General features: G+C 63.5%; 15 protein-coding genes. 8 read left to right on the top strand and 7 right to left on the bottom strand.

Annotated elements, in window-relative coordinates; genetic code table 11:
- Positions 1-19 precede the first annotated feature (19 nt).
- Positions 20-682 carry a phosphate signaling complex protein PhoU gene (gene phoU, locus JTF07_RS05015; RefSeq protein ID WP_204233164.1) on the bottom strand — a complete coding sequence of 221 codons (663 nt, stop codon included), beginning with the start codon at positions 680-682 and terminating at the stop codon, positions 20-22.
- A 216-nt stretch (positions 683-898) separates the two neighbouring features.
- Between phoU and JTF07_RS05010 the strand changes: the two genes are divergently transcribed.
- Together JTF07_RS05010 and JTF07_RS05005 are read left to right on the top strand one after the other, a co-directional pair.
- Positions 899-2,284 carry a sensor histidine kinase gene (locus JTF07_RS05010; protein ID WP_353843874.1) on the top strand — a complete coding sequence of 462 codons (1,386 nt, stop codon included), beginning with the start codon at positions 899-901 and terminating at the stop codon, positions 2,282-2,284.
- Positions 2,281-2,964 carry a response regulator gene (locus JTF07_RS05005; RefSeq protein WP_204233162.1) on the top strand — a complete coding sequence of 228 codons (684 nt, stop codon included), beginning with the start codon at positions 2,281-2,283 and terminating at the stop codon, positions 2,962-2,964. Before JTF07_RS05010 ends, JTF07_RS05005 begins: the two co-directional genes overlap by 4 nt.
- 184 nt (positions 2,965-3,148) lie before the next feature.
- On the opposite strand, the gene JTF07_RS05000 is transcribed toward JTF07_RS05005, so the two are convergent.
- Entirely contained in the window at positions 3,149-3,733 is a 585-nt protein-coding gene (locus JTF07_RS05000) for a hypothetical protein (protein WP_204233161.1), read from the bottom strand.
- A 284-nt stretch (positions 3,734-4,017) separates the two neighbouring features.
- Between JTF07_RS05000 and JTF07_RS04995 the strand changes: the two genes are divergently transcribed.
- The 4 genes from JTF07_RS04995 to JTF07_RS04980 are packed head-to-tail and all read left to right on the top strand — an operon-like array spanning position 4,018 to position 7,169.
- Complete coding sequence (locus tag JTF07_RS04995) at positions 4,018-4,500, top strand: CarD family transcriptional regulator (RefSeq protein ID WP_009883639.1); 483 nt, start codon at positions 4,018-4,020, stop codon at positions 4,498-4,500.
- Entirely contained in the window at positions 4,458-5,567 is a 1,110-nt protein-coding gene (locus JTF07_RS04990; RefSeq protein ID WP_353843898.1) for an IspD/TarI family cytidylyltransferase, read from the top strand. Before JTF07_RS04995 ends, JTF07_RS04990 begins: the two co-directional genes overlap by 43 nt.
- Entirely contained in the window at positions 5,564-6,088 is a 525-nt protein-coding gene (gene ispF, locus JTF07_RS04985) for a 2-C-methyl-D-erythritol 2,4-cyclodiphosphate synthase (RefSeq protein ID WP_204233160.1), read from the top strand. Before JTF07_RS04990 ends, ispF begins: the two co-directional genes overlap by 4 nt.
- 7 nt (positions 6,089-6,095) lie before the next feature.
- On the top strand, positions 6,096-7,169 hold the full coding sequence (locus JTF07_RS04980) for a hypothetical protein (protein WP_204233159.1): 1,074 nt from the start codon (positions 6,096-6,098) through the stop codon (positions 7,167-7,169).
- On the opposite strand, the gene JTF07_RS04975 is transcribed toward JTF07_RS04980, so the two are convergent.
- From JTF07_RS04975 to JTF07_RS04955, 5 genes are all read right to left on the bottom strand, one after another.
- Positions 7,139-8,554: an amino acid permease gene (locus JTF07_RS04975; protein ID WP_502710961.1), complete on the bottom strand. Its 1,416-nt coding sequence runs from the start codon at positions 8,552-8,554 to the stop codon at positions 7,139-7,141. The two genes, JTF07_RS04980 and JTF07_RS04975, sit on opposite strands and share 31 nt — an antisense overlap.
- A gap of 173 nt (positions 8,555-8,727) precedes the next feature.
- Positions 8,728-9,399 carry an MBL fold metallo-hydrolase gene (locus tag JTF07_RS04970; RefSeq protein ID WP_204233158.1) on the bottom strand — a complete coding sequence of 224 codons (672 nt, stop codon included), beginning with the start codon at positions 9,397-9,399 and terminating at the stop codon, positions 8,728-8,730.
- On the bottom strand, positions 9,399-10,490 hold the full coding sequence (locus JTF07_RS04965; RefSeq protein ID WP_096159742.1) for an S-(hydroxymethyl)mycothiol dehydrogenase: 1,092 nt from the start codon (positions 10,488-10,490) through the stop codon (positions 9,399-9,401). Before JTF07_RS04965 ends, JTF07_RS04970 begins: the two co-directional genes overlap by 1 nt.
- Before the next feature lie 305 nt (positions 10,491-10,795).
- On the bottom strand, positions 10,796-10,900 hold the full coding sequence (locus JTF07_RS04960; protein ID WP_143920606.1) for a methionine/alanine import family NSS transporter small subunit: 105 nt from the start codon (positions 10,898-10,900) through the stop codon (positions 10,796-10,798).
- The gene (locus JTF07_RS04955) at positions 10,900-12,468 is read right to left on the bottom strand and encodes a sodium-dependent transporter (protein WP_204233157.1); all 1,569 of its coding nucleotides are present in this window, start codon (positions 12,466-12,468) and stop codon (positions 10,900-10,902) included. The genes JTF07_RS04960 and JTF07_RS04955 overlap by 1 nt, the downstream gene beginning before the upstream one ends.
- Before the next feature lie 295 nt (positions 12,469-12,763).
- Between JTF07_RS04955 and cysS the strand changes: the two genes are divergently transcribed.
- Both cysS and rlmB read left to right on the top strand, forming a co-directional pair.
- Positions 12,764-14,215 carry a cysteine--tRNA ligase gene (gene cysS, locus JTF07_RS04950; RefSeq protein WP_204233156.1) on the top strand — a complete coding sequence of 484 codons (1,452 nt, stop codon included), beginning with the start codon at positions 12,764-12,766 and terminating at the stop codon, positions 14,213-14,215.
- Positions 14,216-14,293: 78 nt separating this feature from the next.
- Positions 14,294-15,229 carry a 23S rRNA (guanosine(2251)-2'-O)-methyltransferase RlmB gene (rlmB, locus tag JTF07_RS04945; RefSeq protein WP_204233155.1) on the top strand — a complete coding sequence of 312 codons (936 nt, stop codon included), beginning with the start codon at positions 14,294-14,296 and terminating at the stop codon, positions 15,227-15,229.
- Positions 15,230-15,319: the final 90 nt, after the last annotated feature.

The raw sequence follows: 15,319 nt of genomic DNA, 5'->3' as shown, positions 1-15,319 counted from the left end.
TCGGTGTTTCAGGCGAATATTACTTCTTCGACAGGTACGGTTCCCAGTTGCCGGTGAGCAGGTATTCGACCTTCTGGGACACGGACACCGCGTGGTCGCCGAAGCGCTCGTAGTAGCGCGAGAGCAGGGTGACGTCGGCGATGTGGCGAGGTGCCAGCGAACCGGCAGGCGCCTCGGCGAGCTTGGAGAAGATGCTCAGGTGCAGTTCGTCGAGCTCTTCGTCGATCGCATTGATCGTCGGCACGGCGGTCAGGCCCGGGTTCGACAGCAGGTTCTCCGTCGCCTCGGCGATCTTCTCTCCGGATTCGCCCATGCGGGTGAAGGTTTCGGTGAAGTGGTCGGGGATCGCTGACTCCGGGTAGCGGATGCGGACCTGCTGGGCGATGTGGCGAGCTAGGTCGCCCATGCGCTCGAGCGATGCGGACATCCGCAGTGAGCCGATGACCGCGCGCAGGTCGGCGGCGACGGGGGCCTGCAGGGCCAGCATCTCAGCGGCCTGCTGGTCGAGGGCGTACTGCATGTGGTCGATCACGGCGTCGGCTTCGATGACCTTTTCGGCCAGCTCGAGGTCGTTGCTGCGCAGGGACTGGTTCGCCAGGCGCATCGCCTCGTGAACTTTGACAGACATGTCGACCAGCTGCGTGGCCAGCTCGTCCAGCTCATTTCTGAAGACTTCGCGCATTGACAGCGGTTCCTTAATCTCGTGGATCTTGTGCAAGGGGAGGTGCCTGAGATCGTCCTGGGTGCGGACAACCCTCCGGTCAGGATAGGCACACTGTGTCAGCTTGACACCATTCGGTGAACGTTGTCTGGCATGCAGGTGAATTCCTCGGCAAAAGCAGCGTCCTGGGGTCGATTCTGCGCGTCTCTGAAGCAGACTGCGCATAAGCTTGATGACGTGGACCTCTTGATCGTAGCGGTCCTGACCGGAATCGTCGGTCTGGGACTGGGTATAGCGGGAATTCTGGCGTTTCGTTTCAGCGAACGCTCCCGTGATGCTGCCGATCTGCATTCTGAGGACGACCTGCCCGAAGGCATCGCCGAGGTACTGGCTGTGCTGCCCTCGGCTGCGATCGTTCTCGACGCCGGCGATGATGTCGTCAAGGCATCCCCGGCCGCGTACACATTCGGGTTGGTCAGAGGGCACTCCCTTGCCTCTCCCGAGATGCTGCGCATGGTCGGCCGAGTCCGTTCCAGAGGCCTCATCGAGGAGATCGAACTCGAACAGAAGCGCGAGCAGACGGATTCGATCCTGCGGTTCCTCCACGCTCGTGTGGCGCCCTTGGGTACGGCCTTCGTCCTCGTCCTCTGCGACGACCAGACCGAGTCCAAGCGCGTTGACTCCATTCGGCGAGATTTCGTCGCCAACGTCTCCCACGAACTCAAGACCCCCATCGGCGCGATGTCCCTCCTCGCCGAGGCAGTCACCGACTTCTCCGATGACCCGCAGGCCGTCGAACGCTTCGGCGGCCGCATGCAGCGGGAGTCGAAGCGGCTGACCCAGCTGGTGCAGGAGATCATCGACCTGTCCCGCGTCCAGGACCACACCGCTCCGTCTGCGACGGAGAAGATCTCCGCCGCCGAGGTGGTCGACGATGCCGCTGACCGTGCCCGCACGCGTGCCGAGAGCAAGAACATCCACATCGAGGTCTCGCCGCCGGGCACAATGCTCATCGAGGGCAACTACGAACTCCTCGTCAATGCGGTGCGCAACCTCATCGACAACGCCATCAACTACTCACCCGACGGCACTCGCATCGGCGTCGGTGTCGACTTGGTCGACGAGCGTGTCGAGATCTCCGTCGCCGACCAGGGCATCGGTCTCTCCACTCAGGACACCGAGCGTGTCTTCGAACGGTTCTACCGCGTGGACCCGGCGCGTTCGCGGATCACGGGCGGAACCGGGCTGGGGCTGAGCATCGTCAAACACATCATCGCCACACACGGCGGACAGGTGAAGGTCTGGAGCCGCCTCGGCAAGGGTTCGACCTTCACCATCGTGCTTCCGCTGGCAGGCAACGTCTCCGATGACGAAGCATCCTCCTCGGCGCCGGATGGGGTCCTGCTCGAGCACTCGGCACAGGCTGATGCCGACGAAGCTGAGGTTGAGGCAGACGCCGCGGGAGAGGCAGAGGCAGAGGGCGCAGCTGCTGATGGCGCGGTTGCCGATGACAGCACCGAACATCACCCTGACGATGACAAGGGCGTCAGCACAGGGGAGAATGAGAATGAGACAACCCAGGTTCTGAAAACCGGAAGCGAACAAAGGAAGCTCACAACGTGACTCGAATTCTGCTTGTCGAGGACGAGGATTCGTTCTCGGACCCACTGTCGTACCTGCTCGGTAAAGAAGGATATGAGGTGACGGTTGCCGATGACGGTTTGAAGGCTCTCGCGGAGTTCGACCGCAACGGCGCCGATCTCGTTCTGCTCGATCTCATGCTGCCGGGAGTCTCCGGCACCGAGGTTTGCCGAGAGCTGCGTGCGAAGTCCAGTGTGCCGATCATCATGCTCACGGCCAAGGACTCTGAGATCGACAAGGTGGTGGGACTCGAACTCGGCGCAGACGACTACGTGACCAAGCCCTACTCCTCGCGAGAACTGCTGGCCAGGGTGCGAGCGGTGCTGCGACGCAACGTCGAATCCGAAGCCTTCGATGATGAGTCGGTACTCGAGGCCGGGGGAGTCCGCATCGATGTCGAACGTCACGTCGTCAGCGTCCGCGGCGAAGAGCTGTCGATGCCGCTGAAGGAGTTCGAGCTGCTCGAGATCCTCATCCGCAACTCCGGTCGAGTGATGACACGCGGTCAGCTCATCGATCGGATCTGGGGAGAAGACTACGTCGGCGACACGAAGACCCTCGACGTCCACGTCAAGCGTCTGCGCGCCAAGGTCGAGCAGAATCCTTCGGAGCCGCGCCTGCTCACCACGGTGCGCGGACTCGGCTACAAGTTCGAAGCCTGACCACGACCACCCGCAGAGCGTGACTGCGCGCAGAGCCTGATCGCCGGCAGCGGGAGCACTCACGGCACCTGCGCTGAAGAGACTCACAGGTCACGCAGAACGAGCGACACACAGGTAACGCAGAAGGAGCCGCCCACATCGTGTGGGCGGCTCCTTGCTGTATTCGGGACTTGCGCGGCCGGACTCAGCCGTTGATGCCAGTGGCTGCCTCGCCCTGCTCGCCGGACTGCGATGCGTCTTCGCCGGGCTGAGAAGCATCCTCGCTGGGTGACTCCGAGGGCTTTTCGGTCGGTACGTACTGTTCGTAGTACGGCAGGGAATTCGACAGGACCTGAGTCCGGATCGTCTTCTCGTCGCTGCCGACCTTGACGGTGACGTCGGCCAGGTCGCCGGGCTTCGCCTTGAGGCTGTCCACGATGACCGGCTTCGATGATGTCGAGGCCGAGCTCTCCGGGTCCTGCACGAAGGTTTCGCCGGCCTTGACCGACTCGGTGGTCGTCTTCCCGCCGACGTCCAGGGACACCTTGGCAGAGGAATCGCCCTTGTTGATGAGTGTGAAGAACAACTGGGCCGGGCCCTTACCGGACTCGTCCATGATGAGCATCAGACCGCGGACCTCGACGTCTCCGACCGATCCCCAGGCACCGTCACCGGCGTTGTAGTGGTACTCGGCGGTCTGGTGAGGTGACAGCAGGCTTGCACATCCGCTGACGGGAATGACGAGAGCGAGTGCGGCAACTGCGAGTGCCGCGCGGTTGTGCCGTTTCATTGTGCTCCTTGAAGTGGCAATACAAGATCAATCTGTATACTACCCGGTTTTTGACCGGCCGTAGAACCCGGAACGGGGCCAGACGGGTTCACGTGGTGAGAACTCCAATCGAGCCCCAGCCGGTGGGATGGGTTTTGGCCGGGAGAACCTCGGCATCGCCTCAGATCAGCCCATGTTCGACAAACCGCGCAGCGGAGCCTAGCACGAAGAATCCGCAGCCTGAATGATTTCTGTGGCGCGCCTCATGGTAAACTGGAAGTCCGCGAAAGGGGTTTGAAGAGAATATGAGTTTCGAGGTCGGCGACACAGTTGTCTATCCACATCACGGTGCAGCGACAATCCAAGATATCAAGAAACGAACCATTAAAGGTGAGGAGAAACTGTATCTCAAGCTCCAGGTCGCCCATGGTGATCTAGTGATCGAGGTTCCTGCGGAGAACTGCGACCTCGTCGGTGTGCGAGATGTCGTCGGTGAAGAGGGTGTTGAGAAGGTATTCAACGTCCTCCGCGCGGAATTCGTCGAAGAGCCCACGAACTGGTCTCGTCGCTACAAGGCGAATCTTGAGAAGCTGCAGTCCGGCGACGTGATCAAGGTTGCCGAAGTCGTTCGTGACCTCTGGCGTCGCGAGCAGGACCGCGGCCTGTCGACCGGTGAGAAGCGCATGTTGTCCAAGGCCCGTCAGATCCTCGTTTCCGAACTCGCATTGGCTGAGAAGAAAGAGGAATCCGAGGCCGAGGCCATTCTGGACGAAGTGCTCGCGTCCTGAATATCTGCGTCATCGTTCCGGCCGCAGGGTCCGGAACACGCTTGGGCAGTGCGGACCCGAAGGCCCTAGTGCGGCTGAACGGGAAGAGCCTTCTGGCTCGCAGCCTTGAGACGATCATCTCCTCGGGAGTTGCTTCCACAATTGTGGTTGCCGCTCCCGAGGAGTTTTTAACGCGTGCCCGCAATGAAATCGATTCCATTGCAGAATCGGGTGCGAAAGATTCGGAGTCCAGTATTTCGGGAATGCGAATCACAGCTGTAGCAGGCGGACAAGATCGAATCGAATCCGTGCAATTAGCCTTGAAATATGCAGGTGACGCAGACATCGTGCTGGTCCACGATGCCGCCCGGGCACTGACGCCGTCCGAGGTCTTCCGGCGAGTAGCCGATGCTGTCAGTGCCGGCGCCGAGGCGGTCGTTCCCGTCCTGCCCATGACCGACACCGTGCGCCGTGTGGAGAGTCGCCCCGCAGTGAACTCGGATCACCATCCCGCCACGAACGATCATCATCCCACCATGAACGACGGGCCACGGGCGCCTCGATCGCAGCCAGACGCAGACGGTTGGCAAGTTGTGGTCGAATCTGGAGCTGAGAACGACCAGAAGTTACCAACCGTTGAGGTCCTTCACGGCGATCTTGACCGTTCGCGATTGCGCCGGGTCCAAACTCCACAGGGATTCACTGCCAGCACCCTGCGTCGAGCACACGAGAGATACGAAGACGATCTGGCTGCTTCGGAACCTGGATCCCTTGCGGCCACGGATGATGCGGGACTCGTCGAGCGCCTCGGCATCGAAGTCGTCGCCGTTGACGGTGACGAGGAAGCACTGAAGATCACCTACCCCCTCGACCTCGTACTCGGTGAGCACATCGCGACGAAACGGGACGCGGAGACGACTCGGGACGCGACGAAACGGAACACGGAGACGACTCGGGACGCGACGCAGCGGAACGCGGAAACGACTCGGGACGCGACGCAGCAGGAGTCGGCGACTCTCGACGCGCAAGCGACTCTTGACGAGGGCGAGAAACAAAACCCCGCGAGCGAAGGAGAGCAGCGACGATGACCATGGTCATTCCGCGTACCGGCATCGGAGTCGACGTACACGCCTATTCCGACGATCCCGAGCGGGAACTCTGGGTCGCAGGTCTGAACTGGCCCGGTGAACGGGGGCTCGAAGGCCATTCCGATTCCGACGTTGCCGCCCATGCGTGCTGTGATGCGCTGTTCTCTGCCGCAGGAATCGGCGATCTGGGTCAGCATTTCGGCGTCGACCGGCCCGAGTTCGCCGGTGCCTCCGGAGCCGTTCTCCTCGCCGAGGCGGCACGACAGGTCCGTGCGGCAGGTTTCGAGATCGGCAATGTCTCCGTCCAGGTCATCGGCAACTGCCCGAAGATCGGCACGAGGCGGCTCGATGCTCAGCAGGCGCTGTCGGCGGCTGCTGGGGCCGATGTATCGGTGTCCGGGACGACGACCGATGCACTCGGTCTGACTGGGCGCGGCGAAGGAGTAGCCGCCATCGCGAATGCTCTGGTCTATCCCGTTGCGGGCGATGACGCGCCGGTGGCAGCGCCGAGACCGCAGTGAGCAGTGCATGAAGGTCGTGTTCCAAGGGGCCGGGGCGATTGGCCTCGCAGCTGCGGCGCTGTTCGGCAGACGACACGAAGCGGTCGTCGTCTCACGGTCGGAGAGTTCGACCTCAGACGCAGTGCGGGCCCGAAGCGTCGCATATCCGAGACGGGTGCGTTCCCTCGGAAACCGGCCGATGTGCCGGGAAGCCGTGCTCGGTCAGAGTCCAGCGCGTCGGGGTACTGTGCAGGGGACAGGCCCTGCACGCCGGGTGAGCGTGGTCGATTGGGCTGCAGTGAGTTCGGAATCCTGGGACCTCGTGGTGCTGACGACACGGCCGGGTGACCTCGACGATGGGGTTGCCGCGTCGATAGTCGCTCTTCGCCCGGGCATCATCGCGATCACCAGCCAGGTCGATGGGGACCGGTCCATCGCTGCGTCCATGTTCCCTGATTCCGAGATCCTCGTCTTCTCACCAGTGCTCCTGTCAGAGCGAACAACGGGACGCACGGTCAGTTACTGGCATCCACCCGGGATGCCTGTGTTCATGGCCAGCGGCCGCAGGGGGACTGTGCGGGGCCTGCGGCGCAGGCTCGGTGGCCTCATCGTCGGTGTACCGGCCTTTGTGATCTCCGCTCCGCCGGCGGTGTTCATTCCCTACGTTGCTGAACTGAGTGCTCGCGAGGGCAACTGGGCCAGCCTGAGGTCGCATCTGCGACGACCCTCGCGGGCTGCCGCGGAGGCGGTGCATGCCGTGACCGGTGTCCGGATGCCGATGTCGGACCGAGCAGCCGGGCTCGTCCTCGACGCCTTGGAACGATTCGTGCCCATCGACGTCAGCGAGTATGCGGGCCGACACTTCGGCCGCCACGAAGGCCAGACACTCGACATGCTTGACGGATGGCTCAGCCGAGCAGCCGAGCGAACCGCCGCGAGGGCCCAACGGCCTACGCCGGCAATGCGACGATCACCGACTCCCACCCCGGCAATGCGACGATCACCGACTCCCACCCCGGTGACCGGACGGTCGCCGGTCCCGGCGCAGTCGTCGGCACTTCGCGAACTGGCTCAGGCCTTGCGCTTACGCGTGACCAGGTAGCCGATTCCGTAGAGTGCTGCGGTGAAGACCAGGGTGCCGAGTATCTGGATGCGCACGGACTCCACGGTCAGACCGAGGATGATGATCACGGCGATGCCGGCCAGAGTCGCATAGGACAGCCAAGGGAAGAGCCACATCTTCAACGGCAGCTCTACGCCGGCGGCCTCGGAGCGGCGGCGGATGATGATCTGGGAGACCAGTGTCGCGACCCAGGTGACGATGAGCGTGGACCCGACGATGTTGAGCAGCACACCGAGCACCTCGGCGGCCCAGAAGTAGTTCAGGGCCACTGCCACGAATCCGAACGCCGAGGTGGCCAGCACCGCGACCATCGGGACGCCGCGTCTCGTCGTACGGCTCAGTCCTGCCGGGAGCATCGTCCGCTCGGACATGGAGAACGCCATTCGGGAAGCACCATAGATGTTCGCATTCATCGATGACAGCAGTGCGATGACGATGACTGCGGCCAGGAGAGAGGCGATGACGGGGAGACCTGCGGTGTCGAGGACCGCGACGAAGGGTGACTCGGTGAGCCGTTCGTCCTTCCAGTCGAGGACGAGGACGATGATCGCCACGGAGCCGATGTAGAGGAACAGGATTCGCCACACAATGGTCTTGATCGCCTGTGTCACGCTGCGACTCGGGTTCGCGGTCTCGGCAGCGGCGACCGCCACGATCTCGATCCCGCCGAAGGCGAACGCCACAACGAGGAGGCCTGCCGCAACGCCGGGGAGACCTGTGGGCATGAATCCATCGGCGAAGATGGTCTCTGGCGGTTGTGCCGGGGTCCAGCCGAACAGGAATGCGGCGCCGAGGACGAGGAACAGGGTCACGAAGGCGACCTTGATGAGGGAGAACCAGAACTCGAACTCACCGAAGCTGCCCGAGGTGGTGAGGTTGATCGCGGTGAAGATGACCATGATGGTCAGAGCGATGACCCATTGCGGGATCGACGGCACATAGCTGGCCGCGATCTGTGCGGCGGCAGTAGCCTCGGCTGCGACGACGAGGCAGAGTTGGACCCACCACAGGGCGCCGACGGCGAATGCGGCGGCAGGACCCATCGCCCGACCGGCGTAGTGGGAGAAGGCGCCGGGATTCGGGTCGGCAGCCACGAGCTCTCCCAGAGCTCGCATGACGAAGATGACGATGAGCCCGGCAACCACATAGGAGATGAGGACGGCTGGCCCGGCAGCCTGGACACCGGCACCCGAGCCGACGAACAGGCCGGCTCCGATCGCCGACCCGAGGCTCATCATGACCAGATGGCGGGGCTTCATTCCGATCTTGAGGCCCGTACCGCCCCGCGACGTCTCTGGTGTCAGAGGCTCTGATGATGAGTCTGCGGGTACAGGGGACTGCGATGATTGAGATTCAGGCACCAGACGATTCTAACGCCCGAGACGAAGAGATGCCGTGGTCGCGAATCTGCGACCACGGCATCTCCGACCGGAATCCGCTGTGCGGGCCCTCAGTCGAGCTGTCACCCTGACCCGAGCGGTGATCAGTGTGATCACCGACCCGAGCGCCACCTCGGCGAATCAGCGGTGTGCGGACCTCACGCTCCGCGTTTGACCCAGTCCTCCAGCGACGGAGCTTCGGCACCGATGGAGGTCGGCTCGCCGTGTCCGGTCAGGACGATCGTGGCGTCGGGCAGCTTGAACAGGGCGTCCCTGATCGATTCGATGATCGTTTCGAAGCTCGAATGCGACCGACCGGTTGCACCGGGGCCTCCGTTGAAGAGCGTGTCTCCGGAGAAGAGGACAGGTCCGACAGCACTGCCGGCACCTGCAGATGCCGGGATCGGCAAGCCGGTCTCGACGAAGAAGCAGGTGGAGCCGGGGGAGTGGCCAGGAGTGTGCAGGGCCTTGATCCGCACGCCCCCGACGTTCCAGGTATCTCCGTCGGAGATCTCCGTGTCCGGGCGGTAGCTGTCATAGGTCATGTCCCAGAGGACGTGATCCTCGGGGTTCAGATGAACGGGTGGGTTGCCCACGCGGTGCGCGAAATCGCGGACGACTCCCACATGATCATCGTGACCGTGAGTCAGCAGAATCGCTTTGACCTCACGCGCACCGACCTTCTCCGCGATGGCGTTGACGTCGTGCGCGGGATCGATGACGATGACTTCGGAGTCGTCGCCGATGATCCATACGTTGTTGTCGACGTCCCAGGTTCCGCCGTCGAGCGAGAACGTTCCAGACGTGACCAGATGTTCGATTGCCGTCATCAGAGCTCCACCACCGATCGCAGTACCTTGCCTTGACTCATCTTCTCGAATGCCTCCTCGACGTCGCCGAGCCCGATGCGCTCAGATACGAACTTCTCCAACGGCACGCGTCCCTGCTGGTACAGGTCGACGAGCATCGGGAAGTCTCGTTCGGGGAGGCAGTCACCGTACCAGGAGGACTTCAGGCGACCGCCGCGGCCGAAGACGTCGAGCAGCGGAACGCTCAGCTCCATCTCGGGGGTCGGCACGCCCACGAGCACCACGGTGCCCGCGAGATCACGGCCGTAGAAGGCCTGTCGCCAGGTCTCCGGACGGCCGACCGCGTCGATGACGACGTCGGCGCCGAAGCCTCCGGTGAGTTCCTGGATGGCCTCGACGACCTCGTCCTCGCTCTTGCCGCGGGTATTGACCGTGTGGGTGGCTCCGAGATCCTTCGCCCAGTCGAGCTTCGTGTCATCGAGGTCGAGGGCGATGATCGTGCCGGCACCGGCCAGCGCAGAACCGGCGATGGCCGAGCAGCCGACGCCGCCGCAGCCGATGACGGCCACGGTCTTGCCGCGGGTGACCTCGCCGGTGTTGATGGCGGCACCGATACCGGCCATGACACCGCAGCCCAGCAGACCCACGACAGCGGGATCAGCCTCGGGGACCTTGGTGCACTGTCCGGCCGCGACCAGGGTCTTCTCGGCAAATGACCCGATCCCCAGTGCGGCTTCGAGCTCGGTGCCGTCAGGCAGGGTCATCTTCTGCGAAGCGTTATGGGTGTCGAAGCAGTACCAGGGTTCACCGCGCTTGCAGGCCCTGCACTCACCGCAGATGGCGCGCCAGTTGAGGATGACGAAGTCGCCCACCTCGACGTCGGTGACGCCCTCGCCGATCTCCGAGACCGTGCCGGCCGATTCGTGGCCGAGCAGGAACGGATAGTCGTCGCTGATCCCGCCCTCGCGGTAGTGGAAGTCCGTGTGGCAGACGCCGCACGACTTCACATCGACGATGACCTCGCCGGGACCCGGGTCGGGGATGACGATGTCTGTGAGTTCGACCGGCGCCCCCTTGCTGCGGGAGATGACACCTTTGACCGTCTGTGGCATTGCGTCTCCTAGTGCTCTGGGCGTTGTGCTCTGTGCATTGGCAAAGGCCATATGCGCCCATCGAAAAGTTCGTACAGCCCCCACCCTAACCAGGCATGGCGCTCACGACCAGTGCGCCCGCCGAATGAGAATTCAGGTCCGAAGTCGGGCCATACGAGAGGCCTGCAGTCGGTCGGTTCGAGCAGCGAGACGAGCGACGAGACGAGCGACGAACCGACGAAGGCGGTTCGCCGCCTGTTGCCAGGTGTCGAACCGCCTTCGTCGGAACAGATCTCGGGTGTGAGGTCACCATCTGTCGGTGGTGATCACTCCCCGTCCGGATGCTTGCGCAGGTGCATGATTGCGGCGATGAGGCCGCCCCAGACGGTGACCATGGCGATGACCATCATGACGATTGCTGAAGTACCCATCAGTGTGCTCCTCCGTGAGTGGTGTTTGTACGATTCTCTTCGGCCACAGAATCGGCGACGGCCGCTTCAGCCGCGTCGAGTGTCTTCTGGGGCCATTTGATCAGGGTCAGGACGATCGAGGCGATGATGAGCAGTCCGATCATGCCCCAGCCGAAGGTGCCCGTGAGGACGACTGGATAATCTTCGTAGCCCTCGGTCGAGTAGGTGATGATCTGGGTGATGAGCATGTAGATGAGCACGATGGTCGTGAGACCGCCGAGGATGATCATCCAGAGCCAGCCCACCTTGAAGCTCGAGATCGCGTTGAGGTGATCTCGCAGGACAGGAAGCCTGCGGGCGATCCAGCCGATGGAGATGAGCGCCACGACGGCACCGCCGACGATGCCGATGTTGTTGGCCCAGGCATCGATCGTGTCGAGGACGTAGAGGCCGGTGACGGTGGGCATGAGCAGGATCGAGATGACCGCCATGATTCCGCCGACGAGCAAGGTCGAGGCCTTGTCGCCGAGGCCGAACTTCTCACGCACTGCCTGGATCGGGACCTGCACGATCGAGATGATCGAAGTCAGTCCGGCGAACACGAGGCAGGCGAAGAAGGCGAAGCCGAACAGCGCGCCTCCCGGCATCTCCGAAATCAGTGTCGGGAACGCCATGAACGCGAGTCCGATGCCGCTGTCGGCGACCTCGGAGACCTGCGTGCTCTGTGCCGCGGCCATGAAGCCGAGGGCTGCGAAGACGCCGATGCCCGCGAGGATCTCGAACGCGGAGTTCGAGAAGCCGACGACGAGGCCGGCACCGGTCAGGTTCGTCTTCCGCTTCAGGTAAGAGGCGTAGGTGATCATGATGCCGAAGGCGATCGACAGCGAGAAGAAGATCTGTCCATAGGCCGCGATCCATACTGCCGGATCTGTCAGCGCAGCGAAGTCCGGGGTGAACAGTGCGTTGATGCCGTCGAAGGCGCCCGGCAGGAACAGGGCCCGGACGACGAGCGCGAGGAACAGGACGACGAGCAGCGGGATGAAGATCTTCGAGAATCGCGCGATGCCGTTCTGCACGCCGGCCAGGAGGATTCCCAGCGTGACGACCCACACGAGGATGATCGGAATCAGGATGCCGGGGACGAACTCGAACGAGATGCCCGGGTCGCTGGCGTGAAGGAACGTCTCGGTGAAGAAGCCGGTCGCGTCATCGCCCCAGGCCTGGTTGAGGGAGAAGAACATGTAGCAGCCGGCCCAGCCGATGATGGCTGCGTAGTAGATGCCGATGAAGAAGGCCACACCGGTCTGGAACCAGCCGATGGGCTCGGCGACCTTCGACGCCATCCGGAACGCCAGCGGCGCTGAGCCGCGGGACCGGTGGCCCATTGCGTAGTCGAAGAACAGCAGCGGAATGCCGGCTGTCAGAAGAGCGACGAGGTAGGGGATGATGAAGGCGCCGCCGCCGTTGTCGTACGTGATGTACGGGAAGCGCCAGATATTGCCGAGGCCGACTGCCGATCCGATGGCTGCGAAGATGAACGCGCCGCGGGTGGCGAAGACCTCCCTCTGGGGTGATTTGGTGGAAGACACGGTGTTCCTTTCTGTCCAACCACATTGTTGTGAGGCTGATGCCGGTATGACGGTCTGCTGTGACGTAGTCGCCGGCAAGCGAGCGTACCGCCCACGAGGGTCTCCTCATGATGAAGCAGACACGGTCGCGTTGACTTGCTCCCCAGCATAATGGGAGGCCACTGTGAAACGTGCCCCAAGTCACGTGAGCTGTGTAACACTCTCGTATCAAATGTCGGACACCTCATAGTCGTCCCTGAGTCATGATGCCCGCGCAGCCAACAGCATCACGCTTGTCCCCGGTAGACTTGTGTGCGTGACTATCGCTCTGTACAACACCGCCAGCCGCACCACCGACGAACTGCGCCCCGTCAATGCCGGGCATGTGGGCATCTACGTCTGTGGTGCCACGGTGCAGGGCGAGCCCCATATCGGCCACCTGCGCTCGGCCTCGGTCTTCGACCAGCTTCGTCGTTGGCTGATGTATCGCGGCTACAGCGTCACCTTAGTCCGCAATGTCACGGACATCGACGACAAGATCCTGTCGAAGTCCGTCGAGGAGGGTCGACCCTGGTTCGCCCACGCCTTCAAGTACGAGCGGGCCTTCACTCAGGCCTATGCCGCCCTCGATGTGCTGCCGCCCAGCTACGAACCCCGCGCCACCGGACATATCACCGAGATGATCGAGCTCATCGATCGACTCATCACAGCGGGGTATGCCTACCCGGCACTCGATGACAGCGGCGATGTCTACTTCGCGGCCGCCTCGTGGGCGGACTATGGGGAACTGACCAACCAGCGCCTCGAGGACATGGAGCCTGCGAACGATGCGGACTTGCGGGGCAAGAAGGATGCCCGGGACTTCGCGCTGTGGAAGGCGCACAAGCCCGGTGAGCCCGGCACCGCCTCGTGGCCGGCTCCCTGGGGTCGGGGCCGACCGGGCTGGCACATCGAGTGCTCGGCCATGTCGACGAAGTACCTCGGCGAGAATTTCGACATCCACGGGGGCGGGCTTGACCTGCGCTTCCCTCATCATGAGAACGAGCTGGCCCAGTCACGCGCGGCCGGTGACCGGTTCGCCAATATCTGGATGCATTCGGGCCTGCTCAATGTGGGCGGGGACAAGATGTCGAAGTCGCTCGGCAACTCGGTCTTCGCCTCCGAACTCTTCCACCGCTACAGCCCGCTGGCCGTGCGCTTCTTCCTCACCGGTGCCAGCTACCGGTCGATCCTCGAGTTCTCACCCGAGGCCATGGACCGGCAGACGGCCTCGCTGGACCGCCTGGCGAATTTCCTCCAGCGGGCCCGGCAGACGCTCGGAGACGGCGCACCCGCACTGCCCGATGTCAGCGACTCCTACCGCGGTCGCAGCGTCGACGTACCCACGGAGTTCGCAGCGGCACTCGACGACGACCTCGGCGTGCCCCGTGCACTGTCCGTGGTCTTCGCGAAGGTCACCGAGGGTGCGAAGCTCCTCGATTCCGGCCAGGACCGGAACACTCTCACGCAGATCGTCGCCGAGGTGGAGCTGATGCTCGATATCCTGGGAGTCAATCCCAGCGCCGAGGCGTGGGCCGGCTCAGGAACGAATGCGACGGTGGAATCGGCGCTGGATTCCCTCGTCGATGGCCTCGCCGCACAAAGGGCCGCGGCAAAGGCGGAGAAGGACTTCGCCACCGCCGATGCGATCCGCGACAATCTGGCATCCGCCGGAATCGTCATCGAGGACACAGCCGACGGTTACCGCTACCACGTCAAGGACAGCTGACCCACGACTCTCTGCTCGGAAAATCTCTCCCGGTGACGGACTCCGGTTCGTGACCACTTACGACTCTTAAGGATTCACATGGCTTCCAACCCACGCGCCGCCGGCTCGAAGAAGGGCCCGACCAAGGGCTCCGGCGGCAAGAACAAGCGCAGCCTGCAGGGCCGCGGCCCCACGCCCAAGGCCGAGGATCGTGTCTATCACAAGGCACACAAGACGGCAGCGGCGAAGAAGGCCTCAAGCGCCAATCAGGCCAGACGCCGCAAGAAGGAGAACGGTCCGAACATGGTCGCCGGGCGCAACTCGGTGCTTGAGGCCCTGCGCGAGGACGTACCCGCAACCGCGATGTACGTCGCCGGCCGGATCGACTCCGATGACCGTGTCCGGGAGGCCATCACCCTGGCCACCAAGCGCGGCATCTCGATGCTCGAGGCGAGCAAGCCCGACCTCGACCGGCTCACCGACGACGCGATCCACCAGGGCATCGCCCTGCAGATCCCGCCCTACGATTACGCCGAGCCCCGTGACCTGCTCGAGGTCGCAGCCGACCAGGGGGAGGCTCCGCTCCTCGTCGCTCTCGACGGCATCACCGACCCCAGGAACCTCGGTGCCATCGTGCGATCCGCGGCTGCCTTCGGCGGCCACGGCGTCATCATCCCCGAGCGTCGTGCCGCCTCAATGACGGCAGCCGCATGGAAGACCTCCGCCGGTGCTGCGGCCCGCATCAAAGTCGCCCAGGTCGTCAACCTCGCGCGTGCCATCGACGAGCTCAAGAAGCAGAACGTCTTCGTCGTCGGGCTCGACATGGACGGAGACGTCGAGCTGCCGGAGCTGACCTTCAGCCGTGACCCGGTGTGCATCGTCGTCGGCTCTGAGGGCAAGGGCATCTCTCGCCTCATCGCCGACAAGTGCGATCAGATCGTCTCGATCCCCATTGCTGCGACCACGGAGTCCCTCAACGCGGGAATCGCCGCAGCCGTCTCCCTCTACGAGGTCGCCCGCACCCGCCGCGGCTGAGGCCGATCAGTCCGCGCTCAACCTCCCCGACGTCACTAATAACGCCCGGCGCCGGGGAGGTTTTGTGACGTCGGGGAGGTTGAGCGAACC

This window comes from Brevibacterium sp. RIT 803, assembly GCF_016892625.1.
GTDB lineage: Bacteria > Actinomycetota > Actinomycetes > Actinomycetales > Brevibacteriaceae > Brevibacterium.
This window is presented reverse-complemented; position numbering and strand designations above follow the sequence as displayed.

Bases quoted from the DNA above. Each gene is read 5' to 3' on its own strand.
- phoU (WP_204233164.1), bottom strand. From the start codon at position 682: ATGCGCGAAGTCTTCAGAAATGAGCTGGACGAGCTGGCCACGCAGCTG.
- JTF07_RS05000 (WP_204233161.1), bottom strand. From the start codon at position 3,733: ATGAAACGGCACAACCGCGCGGCACTCGCAGTTGCCGCACTCGCTCTC.
- JTF07_RS04995 (WP_009883639.1), top strand. From the start codon at position 4,018: ATGAGTTTCGAGGTCGGCGACACAGTTGTCTATCCACATCACGGTGCA.
- ispF (WP_204233160.1), top strand. From the start codon at position 5,564: ATGACCATGGTCATTCCGCGTACCGGCATCGGAGTCGACGTACACGCC.
- JTF07_RS04980 (WP_204233159.1), top strand. From the start codon at position 6,096: ATGAAGGTCGTGTTCCAAGGGGCCGGGGCGATTGGCCTCGCAGCTGCG.
- JTF07_RS04970 (WP_204233158.1), bottom strand. From the start codon at position 9,399: ATGACGGCAATCGAACATCTGGTCACGTCTGGAACGTTCTCGCTCGAC.
- JTF07_RS04965 (WP_096159742.1), bottom strand. From the start codon at position 10,490: ATGCCACAGACGGTCAAAGGTGTCATCTCCCGCAGCAAGGGGGCGCCG.
- JTF07_RS04960 (WP_143920606.1), bottom strand. From the start codon at position 10,900: ATGGGTACTTCAGCAATCGTCATGATGGTCATCGCCATGGTCACCGTC.
- rlmB (WP_204233155.1), top strand. From the start codon at position 14,294: ATGGCTTCCAACCCACGCGCCGCCGGCTCGAAGAAGGGCCCGACCAAG.